Source organism: Rathayibacter sp. AY1C1 (assembly GCF_002932105.1).
Classification (GTDB): Bacteria; Actinomycetota; Actinomycetes; order Actinomycetales; family Microbacteriaceae; genus Rathayibacter.
In genome coordinates, this window is record NZ_PSWH01000023.1 from 22,260 (window position 1) to 38,898 (window position 16,639).

Genomic DNA, 16,639 nt, shown 5'->3' on the forward strand with positions numbered 1-16,639 from the left:
TGAGCGCACCGTCCTGGTGCCGCTCCGCCACCAGGATTCGAACCTGGACCGGACAGCTCCAAAGGCTGCCGTGCTGCCGTTACACCATGGCGGACCGCGCGATCGCGCGCCGTCCATCCTGCCACCCCCGCGCCCCCGGCCCCGCCTCGGGCGCGGGCGGCCGCCGCTCGGGCGGACGACGGCGGCCCGGGAGGTCCCCGCCTCCCGGCCCGTCCGCCTCCCGGCGTCCCCCGAGCCGCCCAGCCGCCACAATGGACGGGTGAGTGCGAATGACGAGGTCGACGGGATCGTCGACGCCTGGGTCCGGGAGCGGCCCGATCTCGATTTCACGCCGCTCCAGGTCTTCTCGCGGATGCGCCGGCTGGCCAAGCAGCTCGAGCGCGCGCGCGGCAGCGCCTTCGGCCGGTCGGAGCTCGAGACGTGGGAGTTCGACGTGCTCTCGGCCCTGCGGCGCGCGGGCGCGCCCTACCGGATGAGCCCCAAGCAGCTCCTCCAGGCGACCATGGTCACCAGCGGGACCATGACCAACCGCATCGACCGGCTGGTCGAGCGCGACCTGGTCGAGCGCCTCGACGACCCGAACGACGGGCGCGGCGTGCTGGTGCAGATGACGCCGTCGGGGCTCGCCCGGGTCGACGCGGCGATCACCCGCCTGGTCGACGCGGAGCAGGAGCTGCTCGGCGCGCTCACCCACGCGCAGCAGGAGCGGCTGGCGCAGCTCCTCCGGAAGCTCTCCCTCGACTTCGGCTGAGCCGGTCGGTACGGGCCCGCGACGGCGGCCCGCCCACGCGGTACGGGACAGCTGCCGGTGCCGCGGAGAAAAGCGGCGTCAGCCCTCGAGCTGCTCCGAGAGCTCCAGCCAGCGCATCTCGAGCTCTGCCGCCTCGTCCTCGTAGGCGCGGAGCGAGGCGTTGAGCGCGAGGATCCCGTCGTAGTCGTCCTGGTCGTGCGTCGCCATCTTCTCGTGCACGGTCTTCGTCAGCTGCGTGAGCTTGTGCAGGCGCCGGTCGATCGCCGACACCTCCTTCTCCGCGGTGCGGCGCTCGGCCCCCGCGAGTCCGCTCGACGCCGGCGCGCCGGAGGAGGAGCCCGACGAGGCCGCCGCGGGCGCGCCCTTCTCTAGCGCGCGGCGCAGGTCGAGGTACTGCTCGACGCCGCCGGGCAGGTGGCGGAACGCGCCGTCCATCACGGCGTACTGCTGGTCGGTGACGCGCTCGAGCAGGTACCGGTCGTGCGAGACGACGAGGAGGGTGCCCGGCCAGGAGTCGAGCAGGTCCTCGATCGCGGCGAGCATGTCGGTGTCGAGGTCGTTGGTCGGCTCGTCGAGGATCAGCACGTTGGGCTCGCTGAGCAGGATGAGCAGGAGCTGGAGCCTCCGGCGCTGACCGCCCGAGAGGTCCTTCACGGGCGTCGAGAGCTGCGCGCTCGAGAAGCCGAGCCGCTCGAGCAGCTGGCCCGGGGTCATCTCCTTGCCGCCGATGGAGTAGCTGGTGCGCTGCTCCGCGATGATCTCGCGGACGGGCCGGTGCTGGACACCGGTCAGCTCGCGCAGCTGCTGGTCGAGGATCGCGACGCGCACGGTGGTGCCGCGCTTCACCCGGCCGCTCGTCGGCTCCACGCTGCCCGCGACCAGGCCGAGGAGGGTCGACTTGCCGGCGCCGTTCACGCCGAGGATGCCGGTGCGCTCGCCGGGCGCGATCCGCCACTCGATGCGGTTGAGGACGGTCCGCTCGCCGTAGCGGACGGTGACGTCGAGCAGGTCGACGACGTCCTTGCCCAGGCGCGAGACGGCGAGCTGCGAGAGCGAGACCGAGTCGCGCACCGGGGGCTCGTCCTCGATCAGCTGGTTCGCGGCGTCGATCCGGAACTTGGGCTTCGCCGTGCGGGCGGGGGCGCCGCGCCGGAGCCAGGCGAGCTCCTTCTTCATCAGGTTCTGTCGCTTGGCCTCCATGGTCGACGCCATCCGGTCGCGCTCCACGCGCTGCAGGATGTACGCCGCGTACCCGCCCTCGAACGGCTCGACGAGGCGGTCGTGCACCTCCCAGGTGGCGGTGCAGATCTCGTCGAGGAACCACCGGTCGTGGGTGACGACCGCGAGCCCGCCCGACGACGCCGCCCAACGGCGCTTGAGGTGCTCGGCGAGCCAGGCGATGCCCTCGACGTCGAGGTGGTTGGTGGGCTCGTCGAGGAAGACGACGTCCCAGTCGCCGACGAGCAGCTTCGCGAGGGCGACCCGGCGCCGCTGGCCGCCCGAGAGGGAGCCGACCACTCCGTCCCAGGGGACGTCGCGCAGCAGGCCCGCGATCACGTCGCGGGTGCGCGCGTCGCCCGCCCACTCGTGCTCCTGGAGCCCGCCGACGACGGCCTGGGCGACGGTGAGGTCCTCGTCGACCGTGTCGGCCTGGTCGAGCATCCCGAGCGTGACGCCGCGGCGGTGCGTGACGCGGCCGCTGTCCGGCTCGATGCGCTGCGCGAGCAGGCGCAGGAGGGTCGACTTGCCGTCGCCGTTGCGTCCGACGATCCCGATGCGGTCGCCCTCCTCGATCCCCAGGGAGACGTCGTCGAAGATCACGCGTGTGGGGTACTCGAGTCGCAGCGCCTCGGCGCCCAGCAGATGTGCCATAGGGATCCAGCCTAGGCGGTGCCGCCTGAGCGGTCCGCCGCGGGTCGATCACAGTGCGGCCGGGTCGCGGCCCCCGGACCTCAGCCCGCGGGTGCCGGCTCCGAGACGGACACCGAGCGGCGGTGCAGTCCCGTGGCGCCGTCGGGGGCGGGCGGGCGCTCGACCGTGGTCTGCACCGTGCCGTCCGCGTCGGTGGCACGCACGGTCACGACGTGATCGCCGACCGTCGCGTCCCACTCGAGGACCCACTGGATCCACGTGTCCGCGGTGACCTGCTCGGCGAGGCGCGCCTCCTGCCAGGCGCCGCCGTCGATCTGCACCTCCACCTTCGCGATGCCGGTGTGCGGCGCCCAGGCGACTCCCGCCACGGCGACCGTCCGCGCCTCGACGGGCTGGCCCTGGCGCGGCACATCGATCCGCGACTCGATCTTGATCGGACCGCGCTCGGTCCAGCCGCGCGTCGACCAGTAGGCCAGGTCCTCCGCGAAGGTCGTGACCTTCAGCTCGACGACCCACTTCGTCGCCGAGACGTAGCCGTAGAGGCCGGGGACGACCATCCGGACGGGGAAGCCGTGCTCGACCGGAAGCGGCTCGCCGTTCATCCCGACGGCGAGCAGGCTCGCGCGGTCCTCGTCCTGCAGCACGTCGAGCGGGCTGGAGGCGGTGAAGCCGTCGATGCTCCGCGAGAGCACCATGTCGGCGCCGGCGGTCGGCCGGGCCCGGGCCAGCAGCTCGCGGATCGGGTAGCCCAGCCAGAGGGCGGTGCCGATCAGGTCGCCGCCGACCTCGTTGGACACGCAGGACAGGGTGACCAGGTGCTCCTCGAGCGGCAGCGCGAGCAGCTCGTCCCAGGTGATCTCGATCTCCTCCTCCACCATGCCGGTGATCTTCAGCGACCAGTCGGCGGGCTCGACCGACGGCACCGAGAGCGCGGTGTCGATCCGGTAGAACGAGGAGTTGGGAGTGACGTAGGAGCTGATGCCGTCGATGTCGTCGAGCACGGCGCCGGCCGCGACGGGCGCGGCGGCCGAGGCGGGAGCCGGCAGGGACACGGCCTCGCGCACGGCGGTGACGGCGGCGGAGGCGGACGTGAGGAAGCGGGCGCCGATGCCGGCGGCGACCGCGGCGACTCCGGCGATCCCGACCAGGCGGAGGAACGACCGGCGGTCCGGGGAGTCGCTCTCGCGCTCCTCCTGCCAGCCGCGGAGGCGGACGGAGGCCGAGCGGAGCACCGCGGCACCGGCCACCATGCCCACGACGCTCGGCGCCGCGTCGATCCCGGACGCGCCCTCGCGGCTGACGGCGGCGAGCGCACCGGCGCCCGCGACGACGGCCAGCAGCAGCACGCCGAACGGCGGGCGGCGGTACTCGAGGACTCCCGCGCCGACGGCCAGCAGCGCGATCGCGAGGCCGATCGAGACCAGCAGCACGAGCTTGTCGCCGGTGCCGAAGAGCGCGATGACCGTGTCCTTCACGCCCGGGGGCACGATGTCGATGACGAAGCCGCCGACCGCGACCAGCGGACTGCCGCCCGCTCCGGTGAAGACCGCGACGACCTCGGCGGCCGCGAGGGCGACGACGGCGGCCACGATCCCGGAGAGGATCGCGAAGAGGGTGGCTCGGCGGGACATGAGCGGCACTCTAAGCCACGAGGTCGGAACTTCTCTGCGGACCGTCTGTGGAGGGCGCCGGGCGCGAGGCTCGCGAGCCCCGCTCCGGAGGCACCGCCTCCGCGACTAGGTCGAGAGCAGGCGAGCCCCGTGGACCGGGCCGGACACCCGCACGGCGCTCAGCCGCGCGGAGCTCAGCTCGCGCTGCAGGTCGGCCGCCGCATCGGCGTCCGGAGCGAGGAACGCGACGGTCGGGCCGGACCCCGAGACGAGGCCGCCGAGCGCTCCGCGGCCCTCGCCGAGCTCGAGGATGCGGGCGAGCCCGGGCTGCAGGTGCAGCGCCGGCGCCTGCAGGTCGTTGTGCATCGCGTCGGCGAGCATGGCGGCGTCGCCGGCGCGGAGGGCCTGCAGCACGTTGGGATCGATGGCGGGGGTCGCCGAGATCGGGCGGAAGTCGTGCAGGTGGCGCTCGCGGTGCCGGTCGAGCTCGCTGTAGACCTCGGGGGTCGACAGGCCCTCCTCCGAGAGGACCAGCACCCACTCGAAGCGGCCCTTGGCGAGCGCCGGGCTCAGCTCGTCGCCTCGGCCGACTCCGATCGCGGTGCCGCCGGTGAAGGAGAAGGGGACGTCGGCGCCGAGGCTCGCGGCGATGCCCAGCAGCTGCTCCCTCGTGCAGGCCGTGCCCCAGAGCGCGTCGCAGGCGAGCAGGGTCGCCGCCGCGTCGGCCGAGCCGCCGCCCATGCCGCCGGCGATGGGGACGTTCTTCTCGATCTCGAGATGCACGCCGCCGCGGTAGCCGGTCGCCCGGGCGAGCGCCCGAGCCGCCTTGATCGCGAGGTTGGAGCCGTCGACGGCCAGGCGGGAGGTGTCGATCGAGCCCGAGAAGGAGACCGAGAAGTCGGCCGCCTCCTCCGCGAACACGTCCTCGTAGAGGGAGAGCGACTGGAACGCGGTGGCCAGCTCGTGGTACCCGTCGTCGCGCACGGCGCCGACCTTGAGGAACACGTTGATCTTGCCGGGCGCCCGCGCGTGGACCCGGTTCGACGTCGCGCGGTGGGCCATGCATCCACGCTACAGGGTGGCGGAGGCGCCCTCGTCCGCACCCGGGGCGGGCTCCCCGTCGCCGTCCGCGTCGTCCCCGTCGGTCTCCGCCAGCGACCCGTCGGGCACCGCCGCGCCGCGCACGGGGACCCGCGCCGGATCGAGCTCGCGGCCCAGGCGGACGAAGGCGGCGACGTCCAGCTCCTCGCCGCGCGCGGTCTGCGGGACGCCGGCCCGCTCGAGCGCGACGATCGCCGCGGCGCTGTCGCCGAAGAGGGTCGCGAGCGACTGGCGGAGCATCTTCCTCCGCTGCGCGAACGCCGCGTCGACGACCGCGAAGACGGCGCGGCGCAGGGTCTCGTCGCCCGGCTCCTCGCCGCGGTCGAACGCGACGAGCACGCTGTCGACGTTCGGCACCGGCCAGAAGATCTGACGCGAGACCGCGCCGCCCGTCGTCCAGGAGCCGAACCACGCCGCCTTGACGCTCGGGCCGCCGTAGACCTTGGAGCCGGGACCGGCGGCGAGCCGGTGCCCGACCTCGGACTGCACCATCACCACTCCGGACCGGATGCTGGCGAAGTGCTCGAGGAAGTGCAGGAGCACCGGCACCGAGATGTTGTACGGGAGGTTGGCGACGAGCCGGACCGGATCCCCCGGCAGGTCGAGCACCTTCATCGCGTCGGCGTGCACGACCGCGAGATCGGCGCCCGGCGCCATCAGCTCGACGGTGCGCGGCAGCTGCTCGGCGAGGCGCCCGTCGATCTCGACGGCCACGACCTGCGCGCCCGCCTCGAGCAGGCCGAGGGTCAGCGATCCGAGGCCGGGGCCGATCTCGACGACGGTCTCCCCCGGGCGCACCCGAGCGAGCTTGACGATGCGGCGGACCGTGTTGGCGTCGTGCACGAAGTTCTGGCCGAGCTTCTTGGTCGGCGTGACGTCGAGGAGGTCCGCGAGGTCGCGGATCTCGGCCGGGCCCAGCAGGCGCGGGATCGCGGCGCCCGTCGGCTCGGCGGCGTGGCGGCCGCTCATGCGAGGGGTCCGACCGGCTCCGTCGGCTCGGAGCCGACCTCGCCGCCCCACTCGCCGTACACGGCCTCCGTGTTCGAGGCGATCGTCGCGGCCAGGTGGCCGACGTCGGTCTCGAGGGTCGCGGCCATCGAGCGCAGGGTGTGCGGGAGGAGGTAGGGCGCGTTCGGGCGGCCCCGGAAGGGCGACGGAGTGAGGTAGGGCGCGTCGGTCTCGACCAGGATGAGGTGCCGCGGGGTCGCGACGAGCGCCTCCCGCAGCGGCTCGGCGTTCTTGAACGTCACGGTGCCGGCGAAGGAGAGGTACCAGCCCTCGTCCGTGCACATCCGCGCCATCTCCGCGTCCCCGGAGAAGCAGTGGAAGACGGTGCGCTCGGGGGCGCCGACGCGGCGCAGGGTCTCGATGACCTCGCGGTGCGCGTCGCGGTCGTGGATCTGCAGCGCGAGGTCGTGCTCCTTCGCGATGCGGATGTGCTCCTCGAAGGAGCGGAACTGCGCGGCGCGGCCGCTCTCGCCGGTGCGGAAGAAGTCGAGCCCGGTCTCGCCGATGGCGCGCACCCGCGGCTGCTCCGCCAGCTCGGCGATCACGGCGAGGGCGGCGTCGAGCTCGCCGCGCTGCTCCAGCTCGGGCGCCTCGTTGGGGTGGATCGCGACGGCGGCCAGCATGCGCGGCTCGCTCGCCGCCTGCTCGGCCGACCAGCGGCTCGTCTCGACGTCCGTGCCGACCTGGACGACGCCGCGGACCCCGACGGTGGAGGCCCGGTCGAGCTGCTCGCGGTGGTCGAGCGGCTCGAGGCCGTCGGCGATCTCGAGGTGCGTGTGGTTGTCGTAGACGGGGACGACGAGCGCCTCGGGCAGCGGCGGGTACGTCAGGTCGCGGCCGGACGAGGCCTCGCGGGAGCGGACGTGCTGGCTGTCGGTCATGCGCTCCAGGCTACCGGGAGGGCTCGCGCGGACCGGAGTCCCGGGTGGACGAGGGCCGAGAGGCGGCCGCTGAGGCGCCCTGAGCGGATCTGGTCAGCACCCGATCGGATCGGGACAGCCCGCCTCCCGCGCCGCCGGGAGGCTGGAGCCATGACAGACACCGAGCTCCTCGCCCACTCCGCACCCGGCTCCCTCGCCGGGCGCCACGCCCTCGTCACCGGATCCTCGAGCGGGATCGGCGCAGCCATCGCCCGCCGGCTCGCCGGGGCCGGCGCTCACGTCCTCGTGCACGGACGCGACCCCGAGCGGGTCGGGTCCGTCGTCCGCGGCATCCGCGCCGACGGGGGCACCGCCTCCGCGCTCGTCGCCGACCTCGCGGGCACGCCGGAGGAGACCCGCGCCGTCGCCGAGCGGGCGCTGACCCTCCTCGACGGGCGGATCGACGTCCTCGTCAACAACGCCGGAGTGTTCCCGGTGGGGCCGACCGCCGACCTCAGCGACGCCGATGTCGAGTCCCTCCTCACCACGAACATCCGCGTGCCGCACCAGCTCGTCGCGGCGATCGCCCCGGCCATGGCCGAGCGCGGGAGCGGAGTGGTCGTCAACATCACCTCGTGGATGGGACGGGTGGGAACGCCGGGGACCGCGCTCTACCCCGCGACCAAGGCGGCGCTGGAGCACCTCACGCGGGCGTGGGCGGCTGAGTACGGCCCGAGCGGCGTGCGCGTGGTCGCCGTCGCGCCCGGCGCGACTCTCACGCCCGGCAACGAGCACGCCGCGGCGATCCTGGAGCAGATGACCGCGTCCGCCCCCGCCGGCCGGCCCGGACGTCCGGACGAGATCGCCCTGGCCGTGCGCTGGCTCGTCTCGGACGAGGCCTCGTACGTCCACGGCACGACGCTCGACGTCGACGGAGGCATCGTCGGCGCCCGCGTCTGACGCCGCGGCACGCGCCGCTCGGAGTCCCCGCGACAGCGCCCGCCGCTCAGTGGATCTGGACGAGCGGCCCGGGGTGGAGCGCGGCGTCGGCCGCGGGGGTCGTCTCGTAGGCGCGGCGGTAGTCGCGCCCGAAGTGCGACGCGCTCGCGTAGCCGACCGCGGCCGCGGCCTGCGCGGCGGTGTCGCCCCGGACCAGGAGCAGCCTCCTGGCCTCCCCGAGGCGGAGCCGCCGCAGGTAGCCCAGCGGCGACATCCCGGTCAGCTCGCGGAAGCGGCGGGTGAGTGTGGGCACGCTGGTGCCCGCCTCCGCGGCGAGCGCGCCGAGGGTCCATCCGCGCGACAGCGACGCGCTCATCGCCTCGACCGCGCGGGAGACGGCCTCCGAGCGGACGGTGCTGGACGCGGCCAGCAGCCGGGGCGCCTGGTCCGTCTGCAGCAGCCGTAGCACGAGCTCGCGCGTGATCGCGGGGGCGAGCACCGGGATGTCGGCGGGGGCGTCGAGCAGACGGAAGAGTCGGCGCAGCGAGTCGGCCATCTCCTCCGTGACCGTGCCGATCCGCGGGGCGGGAGCCCGCGGGGCCGTCCGGGGGGCGAGCGCCGCGATCTCGGCCACCACGAGCGGGTCGAGACGCCAGTTGGCCGACAGGAAGTCGCCGCGGTCGCCGGTCTCCACGACGGCCGCGACCACCGGCAGATCGACGGGGGTGATCAGGAAGCGGCCGGCGCCCCACCGCTCGTCGGAGTCGCCGACCACCGAGCGCTTCCGGCCGGCCAGCACCAGGCTGAGGGTCGGCGGGAACCGGGTGTAGACGAGCTCGGTCGGAGCGGTCACCCGGTGCAGGCGCAGGGCGAGCGCGGCGGCGCGCTCGGGGTGCCCGACGTGGCGCCGGGTGAGCTCGGCCGCCTGCCCGAGAGCGTCGAGGACCTCGCGCGTCATCTGCGCCCCCACGGAGCGGCGGGCCGTTCGCACCCGGCCCCTCGCGTTCGGAGCGCGGTCATCGTGCACTCTCCTGCGGATCCTCCGTCGGCGACTCAAGGCCGCGCGACTGCTCCGTCCACGGGTCGAGGCGCGGCCGTCAGGACGCGGGAGCCTCGATGCGCGGGAAGAGCGCGGCGAGCGTCCCGACGGTCGTGCCGACGGGGAGGACCCCCCACCGGCCCGCCTCGCGGATCGGCTGCGCGGTGAGGGCGCCGAGCGACTCCGTCACGCCGAGCGCCTCCCAGAGGGACGCCGTCGCGCGCGGCACGACCGGCGAGAGCAGCACGGCCAGGGCGCGGAGCCCCTCCGTCGCGGTGTAGAGCACCGTGCCGAGGCGCTCGCGCTCCTCGCGCTTGGCGAGTGCCCACGGCTCCTGCTCGGTGATGTAGCCGTTGAGCTCCTCGACGATGCTCCACACGGCGGTGATCGCATCGTGGATCGCGAGCGCGTCGATCGACCGGTCGGCCGACGCGGCGGCCTCGGCGACGATGCGCTGCACGCGCTCCTCCGCCTCGGTCGGCTCGCCCGGCGCAGGCACGACGCCGTCGTAGTAGCGGTGCAGCATCGCGACGACCCGCGAGGCGAGGTTGCCGAAGCCGTTCGCGAGCTCGGACTGGTAGCGCGCCGACAGGTCCTCCCACGAGAACGAGCCGTCCTGGCCGAAGGTGATGGCCCGGAGGAAGTAGTAGCGGAAGGCGTCGGAGCCGAAGGTGTCGGTGATCTGCTCGGGCGCGATGCCGGTGAGCTTCGACTTCGACATCTTCTCGCCGCCGACCAGCAGCCAGCCGTGGCCGAACACCTGCCGGGGGACCTCGAGGCCCGCGGCCATGAGCATGGCGGGCCAGATCACCGCGTGGAAGCGCAGGATGTCCTTGCCGACGATGTGGGTCGCGGGCCAGCGGCGCTCGAACTCCGCCTCGTCCTGGCCGTAGCCGACCGCGGTGATGTAGTTGAGCAGCGCGTCGAACCAGACGTAGACCACGTGCGAGTCGTCCCACGGGACCTTCACGCCCCAGTCGAAGCTGGAGCGGGAGATCGACAGGTCGGCCAGGCCCTGGCGGACGAAGCTCACGACCTCGTTGCGCGCCGACTCGGGCTGGACGAAGTCGGGACGCTCCTCGTAGAGCGCGAGCAGCCGCTCGGTGTACTCGCTCATCTTGAAGAAGTAGTTCTTCTCCTTCAGCAGCTCGACCGGCTTCGAGTGGATCTTGCAGACGTACTGGCCGGCGTAGTCGCCGGTGCCCTCCTCGAGGTCGGACAGCTGCTTGTACTCCTCGCAGCCCACGCAGTAGTAGCCCTCGTACTCGCCGGTGTAGATCGCGTCCTCGTCGTACAGCTTCTGCAGGAACTTCTGGACGTTGACCTCGTGCCGCGCGTCCGTGGTGCGGATGAAGTCGTCGTTGGCGATGTCGATGGTCTCGAGCAGCGGCTGCCAGGCGGTCCTCACGAGGCGGTCGGCCCACTCCTGGGGGGTCGTGCCGTTGGCGGTGGCGGTGCGGAGGATCTTCTGTCCGTGCTCGTCGGTGCCGGTCAGCAGCCAGGTGTCGTCGCCCGCCTGGCGGTGCCAGCGGGTGAGCACGTCGGCGGCGACCTCGGTGTACGCGTGCCCGATGTGCGGGACGTCGTTCACGTAGAAGATCGGGGTCGTGAGGTAGAAGGAGGCGCCGTCGGACATGGCGACCATCCTATTCACCGCGCGGCACCGCTCCCGGCGTGTGACGGACGCTGTGGACGACCGGCCGCGATCGCCGCCGGGGAGGGAGCCTCAGCCGCGGCGGGAGGCGAGCGCCGCCTCGTAGAGCGCGCGGCGGGAGAGCCCGGTGATCTCGGCGACCTCGGCCGACGCCTCCTTGAGCCGCGATCCGGCCTCGACGCGGGCCAGCACGTCGGCCAGCGCGTCCTCGAGCGACGCCTCCCGCGCGGGGGCTCCCTCGACGACCAGGCAGATCTCGCCGCGCAGGCCGTCGGCGGCCCACTCGGCCAGCTCGGCCGCCGTGCCGCGCCGGACCTCCTCGAACATCTTGGTGAGCTCGCGGCAGACGACGACGCGCCGCTCCGGGCCCATCGCCTCGACCAGGTCGGCGAGCGCGTCGCCGATCCGGTGCGGGGACTCGAAGAAGACCATGGTGCGCCGCTCGTCGACGAGCGCCCGGAAGGTCGAGACCCGCTCGCCGTGCCGGCGGGGCAGGAACCCCTCGAAGCTGAAGCGGTCCGTCGGGAGCCCGGACACGGCGAGCGCCATGAGCACCGCCGAGGGACCGGGCAGCGCGGTGACCGCGACTCCCGCCGCCACCGCCGCCTCGACCAGGTGGTAGCCCGGGTCCGAGACCGTGGGCATGCCAGCATCGCTCAGCACGAGCAGGTCCTCCTCGCGGGCCAGCTCCACCAGCTCGGCGGCGCGCTCGCGCTCGTTGTGGTCGTGCAGGGCGTAGAGGGCGGGCCGGTTCTCGACGCCCAGGGCGCGCATCAGCTGGATGGTCACGCGCGTGTCCTCGGCGGCGACGTGGCGGGCGGAGCCCAGCGCCTCCACGAGCCGGCGGGAGGCGTCGCCGAGGTTTCCGATGGGAGTGCCGGCGAGGATGATCATGCCGCCAGTCTCCCAGGCCGGGTCCGGGGCCTCCCGCCGCGGATCGCCGCCGTCCCGGGAGGAGGCGCCCCGTTAGCATGGCCGGGTGACGGACCGACCGCAGCGCGACTTCGACGACCTGCTCCTGGACGCGGCGGGATCGGCGCGCTCGGTCCCGGTGGAGCCCGCCGAGGCGTCCGCACCGCGGGAGCGCACCCCGCTCCCGGACGTGCCGCGCGGCTCCTGGTTCGACGACCTGCACGCCCGGCTCGTCGCCTCCCCCGCGCGCCGCCGGCTGTACGAGCTCGGACTGCCGCTGCTGGTGGTCGCCCTGGCCGCGGTGCTGCGGCTGTGGAACCTCGGCCACCCGCGCTCGCTCGTGTTCGACGAGACCTTCTACGTGAAGGACGCCTGGACCCTCTGGAACCTCGGGTTCGAGGGCGCCTGGCCCGAGAACCCGGACCCCGGCTTCGCGGCCGGCGACGTGGACACCTTCACGGGGGCGCCGTCCTTCGTGGTGCATCCGCCGCTGGGCAAGTGGATCATCGGGCTCGGGATGGGCGTGTTCGGCGCGGACGACAGCGTCGGCTGGCGCGTCGCGACCGCCGTCGTGGGGATCCTCGCCGTCGCGCTGGTGATCGTGATCGGCCGCCTCCTGTTCCGCTCCACCCTCCTCTCCTCCTTCGCGGGGCTGATGCTCGCGCTCGACGGCCACGCGATCGTGATGTCGCGGGTGTCGCTCCTGGACGGGATCCTGATGTTCGTCGCGCTCTGCGGGGTCGCGGCGGTGCTGCTGGACCGGCGCTGGGCCGACCTGCAGCTGGCGCGGAAGGTGGCGGCGGGAGCGCTGCCGAGCTGGGGGCCGGTCCTGTGGTGGCGGCCCTGGCTGCTCGCGGCCGGCGTGCTCTTCGGCCTGGCCGCGGGCGTGAAGTGGACGGGCGTCTACTTCCTCGCGGCGTACGGCGTGTACGCGGTGGTCGTCGACGCGCTGATGCGGCGCCGCGCGGGCGTGCCGTTCTGGGGCAGCGGCGCGATCCTCAAGCAGGGTCCGGTCACCTTCCTCCTGGTCGTGCCGATCGCCCTGATCGCCTACCTCGTCACCTGGACGGGCTGGCTGCGCACCTCCGGCGGATGGGCCCGGCAGTGGGCGTCGGAGGCCCCCGGCAACGCCTGGACCGGGGCTCTGGCGTGGGTGCCGGACTGGGCGCAGAGCCTCTGGCACTACCACGTGCAGATGTACGACTACTCGATCAACCTGCGGGCCTCGCACCCCTACGAGGCGAACCCGCTCACCTGGCTGCTCATGCTCCGACCGACCAGCATGTACTTCGTCGACCAGGCGACGGGCGTCGACGGCTGCACCGCCGCACGCTGCGACGAGGCGATCACCTCGGTCGCCAATCCGCTCATCTGGTACGCCGGGGTCCTGGCGCTGGTGTACCTCCTCTACCGGCTCGCGCGGTACCGGGAGTGGCGCGCCGGCTACGTGCTGATGGGGATCGTCGCGGGCTACCTGCCGTGGCTGCTCTACCTCGACCGCACGGTGTTCCAGTTCTACTGCGTCGTCTTCGAGCCCTACATGATGCTGGCACTGGCGCTGACGGCCGGGATCGTGATCGGGAGTCCGGGCGACGAGCGGAGGCGGCGCACCCGCGGCGTCCTCGTGGTGCTCGTCTTCGCGGTGGCGGCGGCCGCGCTGACGGCCTACTTCCTGCCGCTCTGGATCGGCGCGCAGACGTCCTTCCCCTTCTGGCAGGCCCACATGTGGCTGCCCTCGTGGGTATGATCCGGCGGCTGGGCCCGGGAGTCGCGGCCTGCGCCGTCGCGGCGGTGATCGCGGCCCTGCTGCACGCGACGGTGCCGGCAGTGCCGATGCTGACCGCGGCGGTCGCGCTCGGGATCCTCGTGGCGCAGCTGCCCGCGGCGCGCCCCCTGCTGAGCGGGGCGCTGGCGCCGGGCCTGAAGTTCTCGTCCCGCTCGCTGATGCGCGCCGGCATCGTCCTGCTCGGGCTGAAGCTCTCTCTGATCGACATCGCTGCGCTGGGCTGGGGCGCAATCCTGGTCGTCGTCGGGATCGTCCTGGCCACCTTCGGCCTGACCTGGGCGCTGGGCCGGGCGCTCCGGCTGCCCGGGCAGGAGCCGCTGCTGCTCGCGGCGGGCTTCTCGATCTGCGGGGCCTCGGCGATCGGCGCGATGGCCGGAGCGACCCGGGCGAAGGAGCAGGAGCAGGCGACGCCGGTCGCGCTGGTGACGCTCTGCGGCACGCTCGCGATCGCAGTGCTCCCCGCCCTGCAGCAGCCGCTCGGGCTCTCCGACGTGCAGTTCGGGCACTGGGTCGGCGCCTCGGTCCACGACGTGGGCCAGGTCGTGGCGACGGCCCAGGTGGCCGGAGCGTCGGCGCTGGCCGTGGCGGTCGTGGTGAAGCTCACCCGAGTGGTCATGCTGGCGCCGATGGTCGCGGTGGCGGCGGCGGTCACGAGGCGCCGAGGCGGGACCGGCGGGACGCGCCCGGCGATCGTGCCGCTGTTCGTGGTCGGGTTCCTCGCCGCGGTGCTGCTGCGCACGCTCCTCCCCCTGCCGGAGGGACTGCTCGCCGCCGCCGACACCGCGCAGACCTGGCTCCTCGCCGCGGCCCTCTTCGCGCTCGGCAGCGCCGTCCGGGTGCGCGCGCTCGTGACGACGGGGTGGCGTGCTCTCCTCGTCGCCCTGGTGTCGTGGGCGGCGATCGCGGCGATGGGACTGGCCGCGGTGCAGCTGGCGCTCTGATCGGCGCTCCGATCCGCTCGACCGCTCTGTCGCGCACGGTCGCTCTGCACTGCGGGACCGCTCTGTTACGCGATGCGTCGCTCCGGCGCGGCGGTGTCGGCGGCTCCCGCTAGCGTCGATCGCATGGCAGATCGTGAGTACGGCTTCAAGACGCGTGCGATCCACGCGGGCAACATCCCCGACGCGGTGACGGGCGCCCGCGCTCTGCCGATCTACCAGACCAGCGCCTTCGTCTTCGACGACACCTCCGACGCCGCGGCCCGCTTCGCGCTGCAGAAGTACGGCAACGTCTACTCGCGCCTGTCGAACCCCACGGTCGCCTCCTTCGAGGAGCGCGTCGCGAGCCTCGAGGGCGGCCTCGGCGCCGTCGCCACGGCCTCCGGGCTCTCGGCGCAGTTCATCACCTTCGCGGCGCTCGTCGGCGCGGGCGACCACGTGGTGTCCTCCGCCAACCTCTACGGCGGATCGATCACCCAGCTCGACGTCACGCTCCGCCGTTTCGGAGTGGACACCACCTTCGTCCGCTCGAGCGACCCGGCCGACTACGCGGCGGCGATCACCGAGAAGACCAAGGTGCTCTACGCCGAGACGATCGCGAACCCCTCCGGCGAGATCGCCGACATCGAGGGCCTCGCCGCGGTCGCGCACGCCGCCGGCATCCCGCTGATCATCGACTCCACGGTCGCCACGCCCTACCTCGTCCGCCCGATCGAGTGGGGCGCCGACATCGTCATCCACTCGGCCACCAAGTTCCTCGGCGGACACGGCACCACGCTCGGCGGCGTCGTCGTCGAGTCGGGGCGCTTCCACTACTCCCCCGAGAAGTTCCCGCTGCTGCACGACCCGGTCGCCTCCTACGGAGACCTGTCGTGGGACGGCAACTTCGGGGAGTACGGCTTCCTCACGCGCCTGCGCGCGGAGCAGCTGCGCGACATCGGGCCGGTCCTCGCTCCGCACTCCGCGTTCCTGCTCGCCCAGGGCGTCGAGACGCTGCCGTACCGGATCCAGGCGCACGTCGACAACGCACGCCGCGTCGCCGAGTGGCTCGACGCCGACCCCCGCATCGAGGCGGTCTACTGGGCCGGGCTGCCCGCGCACCCGCACCACGACCGCGCGCAGAAGTACCTGCCGAAGGGACCGGGCTCGGTCTTCAGCTTCGTGGTCAAGGGCGGCCGCGCCGTCGGCCAGACCTTCATCGAATCGGTCGACCTCGCCAGCCACCTCGCCAACATCGGCGACGCCAAGACGCTGGTGATCCACCCCGCCTCGACCACCCACGCCCAGCTCACCGAGGACCAGCTCCTCCACGCGGGCGTCCTCCCCGGACTCGTCCGCCTCTCCGTCGGCATCGAGGACGCGGACGACATCATCTACGATCTCGACCAGGCGCTCGCCCGCGCGGTCGAGGAGCACGGCACCCCCGACGCTCCGACCGAGCTCCCCGAGGACACGACCACCACCCTGCACACCCCGGCCGTGGAGGTCTGAGCATGAGCACCACCGACACCGCCGACACGGTCGTCCAGCTGTCCAACGGGCTGAGCTGCTCGGTCCCGGCGAACTCGCCGCTGGCGAAGATGCTGCGCTCGCAGCGCACCTGGGTGGGCCCCGACGCCCGCAGGCGACTCGACATCCTCCGCCGCGCGAAGACCGTGGCGATCGTCGGCGCCTCGCCGAACCCGGCCCGCTCCTCCTACTTCGTCGCCACCTACCTGCAGCAGTCGAGCGACTACGAGCTCTACTTCGTGAACCCGAACGCCACCGAGATCCTGGGGCAGCCGGTCTACCGCAGCCTCGCCGAGCTCCCGGTCGTGCCCGACATCGTGGACGTGTTCCGCAAGGCGAGCGACATCCCCGCCGTGATCGACGACGTCCTCGCCGTCGGCGCGCCCACGGTCTGGGTGCAGCTGGGGATCTGGAACCAGGAGGCGGCCGAGTACGGCGAGTCGAAGGGCCTGACCGTCGTGATGGACCGCTGCATCAAGGTCGAGCACGCCCGCTTCCACGGCGGCCTGCACCTGCTCGGCTTCGACACCGGCCAGATCTCGGCGCGCAAGACGCTGCGCTGATCCGCCGCCGACCCTCGTCGACGCCGGATCTCCGTGGCTCTTCGTCGCGGGCGCGGCTCGGGCGGCGCACTCCGCCGGCCCCGGCGTAGTCTCAGTG

Annotated in this window: 14 protein-coding genes and 1 tRNA gene; 6 read left to right on the forward strand and 9 right to left on the reverse strand. The window is 73.4% G+C overall.

What is annotated here, in order from left to right; translation table 11 throughout:
* Window positions 1–22: 22 nt before the first annotated feature.
* Window positions 23–94, reverse strand: a tRNA-Gln gene (locus C5C71_RS11665).
* A 165-nt stretch (window positions 95–259) separates the two neighbouring features.
* On the opposite strand from C5C71_RS11665, the gene C5C71_RS11670 reads away from it, so the two are divergent.
* Window positions 260–751 (forward strand): MarR family winged helix-turn-helix transcriptional regulator, encoded by a 492-nt coding sequence (locus tag C5C71_RS11670; protein ID WP_104222340.1) that lies wholly within the window; start codon window positions 260–262, stop codon window positions 749–751.
* Window positions 752–829: 78 nt separating this feature from the next.
* On the opposite strand, the gene C5C71_RS11675 is transcribed toward C5C71_RS11670, so the two are convergent.
* The 5 genes from C5C71_RS11675 to C5C71_RS11695 form a co-directional block, all read right to left on the reverse strand.
* The gene (locus C5C71_RS11675) at window positions 830–2,623 is read right to left on the reverse strand and encodes an ABC-F family ATP-binding cassette domain-containing protein (protein ID WP_104272842.1); all 1,794 of its coding nucleotides are present in this window, start codon (window positions 2,621–2,623) and stop codon (window positions 830–832) included.
* Window positions 2,624–2,703: 80 nt separating this feature from the next.
* Window positions 2,704–4,254, reverse strand: coding sequence for a molybdopterin-dependent oxidoreductase (locus C5C71_RS11680; protein ID WP_104337735.1), 1,551 nt, complete (start codon window positions 4,252–4,254; stop codon window positions 2,704–2,706).
* 105 nt (window positions 4,255–4,359) lie between these two features.
* On the reverse strand, window positions 4,360–5,295 hold the full coding sequence (locus C5C71_RS11685) for a 4-(cytidine 5'-diphospho)-2-C-methyl-D-erythritol kinase (RefSeq protein ID WP_104222334.1): 936 nt from the start codon (window positions 5,293–5,295) through the stop codon (window positions 4,360–4,362).
* A 9-nt stretch (window positions 5,296–5,304) separates the two neighbouring features.
* Window positions 5,305–6,303 carry a 16S rRNA (adenine(1518)-N(6)/adenine(1519)-N(6))-dimethyltransferase RsmA gene (gene rsmA, locus C5C71_RS11690; RefSeq protein WP_181065701.1) on the reverse strand — a complete coding sequence of 333 codons (999 nt, stop codon included), beginning with the start codon at window positions 6,301–6,303 and terminating at the stop codon, window positions 5,305–5,307.
* Window positions 6,300–7,223, reverse strand: a complete 924-nt coding sequence (locus C5C71_RS11695; protein ID WP_104222332.1) for a TatD family hydrolase — start codon at window positions 7,221–7,223, stop codon at window positions 6,300–6,302. The genes rsmA and C5C71_RS11695 overlap by 4 nt, the downstream gene beginning before the upstream one ends.
* Before the next feature lie 150 nt (window positions 7,224–7,373).
* On the opposite strand from C5C71_RS11695, the gene C5C71_RS11700 reads away from it, so the two are divergent.
* Window positions 7,374–8,162, forward strand: a complete 789-nt coding sequence (locus tag C5C71_RS11700; protein WP_104222330.1) for an SDR family NAD(P)-dependent oxidoreductase — start codon at window positions 7,374–7,376, stop codon at window positions 8,160–8,162.
* A 46-nt stretch (window positions 8,163–8,208) separates the two neighbouring features.
* On the opposite strand, the gene C5C71_RS11705 is transcribed toward C5C71_RS11700, so the two are convergent.
* The 3 genes from C5C71_RS11705 to rsmI all read right to left on the reverse strand — a co-directional run bounded on the left by C5C71_RS11705 (window position 8,209) and on the right by rsmI (window position 11,728).
* Window positions 8,209–9,099 (reverse strand): AraC family transcriptional regulator, encoded by an 891-nt coding sequence (locus C5C71_RS11705; protein WP_104222370.1) that lies wholly within the window; start codon window positions 9,097–9,099, stop codon window positions 8,209–8,211.
* A 139-nt stretch (window positions 9,100–9,238) separates the two neighbouring features.
* Window positions 9,239–10,816: a methionine--tRNA ligase gene (gene metG / locus C5C71_RS11710; protein ID WP_104226924.1), complete on the reverse strand. Its 1,578-nt coding sequence runs from the start codon at window positions 10,814–10,816 to the stop codon at window positions 9,239–9,241.
* Between the two features lie 90 nt (window positions 10,817–10,906).
* On the reverse strand, window positions 10,907–11,728 hold the full coding sequence (rsmI, locus tag C5C71_RS11715; protein WP_104226923.1) for a 16S rRNA (cytidine(1402)-2'-O)-methyltransferase: 822 nt from the start codon (window positions 11,726–11,728) through the stop codon (window positions 10,907–10,909).
* Window positions 11,729–11,813: 85 nt separating this feature from the next.
* On the opposite strand from rsmI, the gene C5C71_RS11720 reads away from it, so the two are divergent.
* From C5C71_RS11720 to C5C71_RS11735, 4 genes are all read left to right on the forward strand, one after another.
* Window positions 11,814–13,493, forward strand: a complete 1,680-nt coding sequence (locus C5C71_RS11720) for a dolichyl-phosphate-mannose--protein mannosyltransferase (protein WP_258068717.1) — start codon at window positions 11,814–11,816, stop codon at window positions 13,491–13,493.
* A complete protein-coding gene (locus C5C71_RS11725) occupies window positions 13,490–14,473 on the forward strand; it encodes a YeiH family protein (protein WP_104226922.1) in 984 nt (327 codons plus the stop codon). The genes C5C71_RS11720 and C5C71_RS11725 overlap by 4 nt, the downstream gene beginning before the upstream one ends.
* 123 nt (window positions 14,474–14,596) lie before the next feature.
* Window positions 14,597–15,961: an O-acetylhomoserine aminocarboxypropyltransferase/cysteine synthase family protein gene (locus tag C5C71_RS11730; RefSeq protein WP_104226921.1), complete on the forward strand. Its 1,365-nt coding sequence runs from the start codon at window positions 14,597–14,599 to the stop codon at window positions 15,959–15,961.
* 2 nt (window positions 15,962–15,963) lie between these two features.
* On the forward strand, window positions 15,964–16,542 hold the full coding sequence (locus C5C71_RS11735; protein WP_104237688.1) for a CoA-binding protein: 579 nt from the start codon (window positions 15,964–15,966) through the stop codon (window positions 16,540–16,542).
* Window positions 16,543–16,639: the final 97 nt, after the last annotated feature.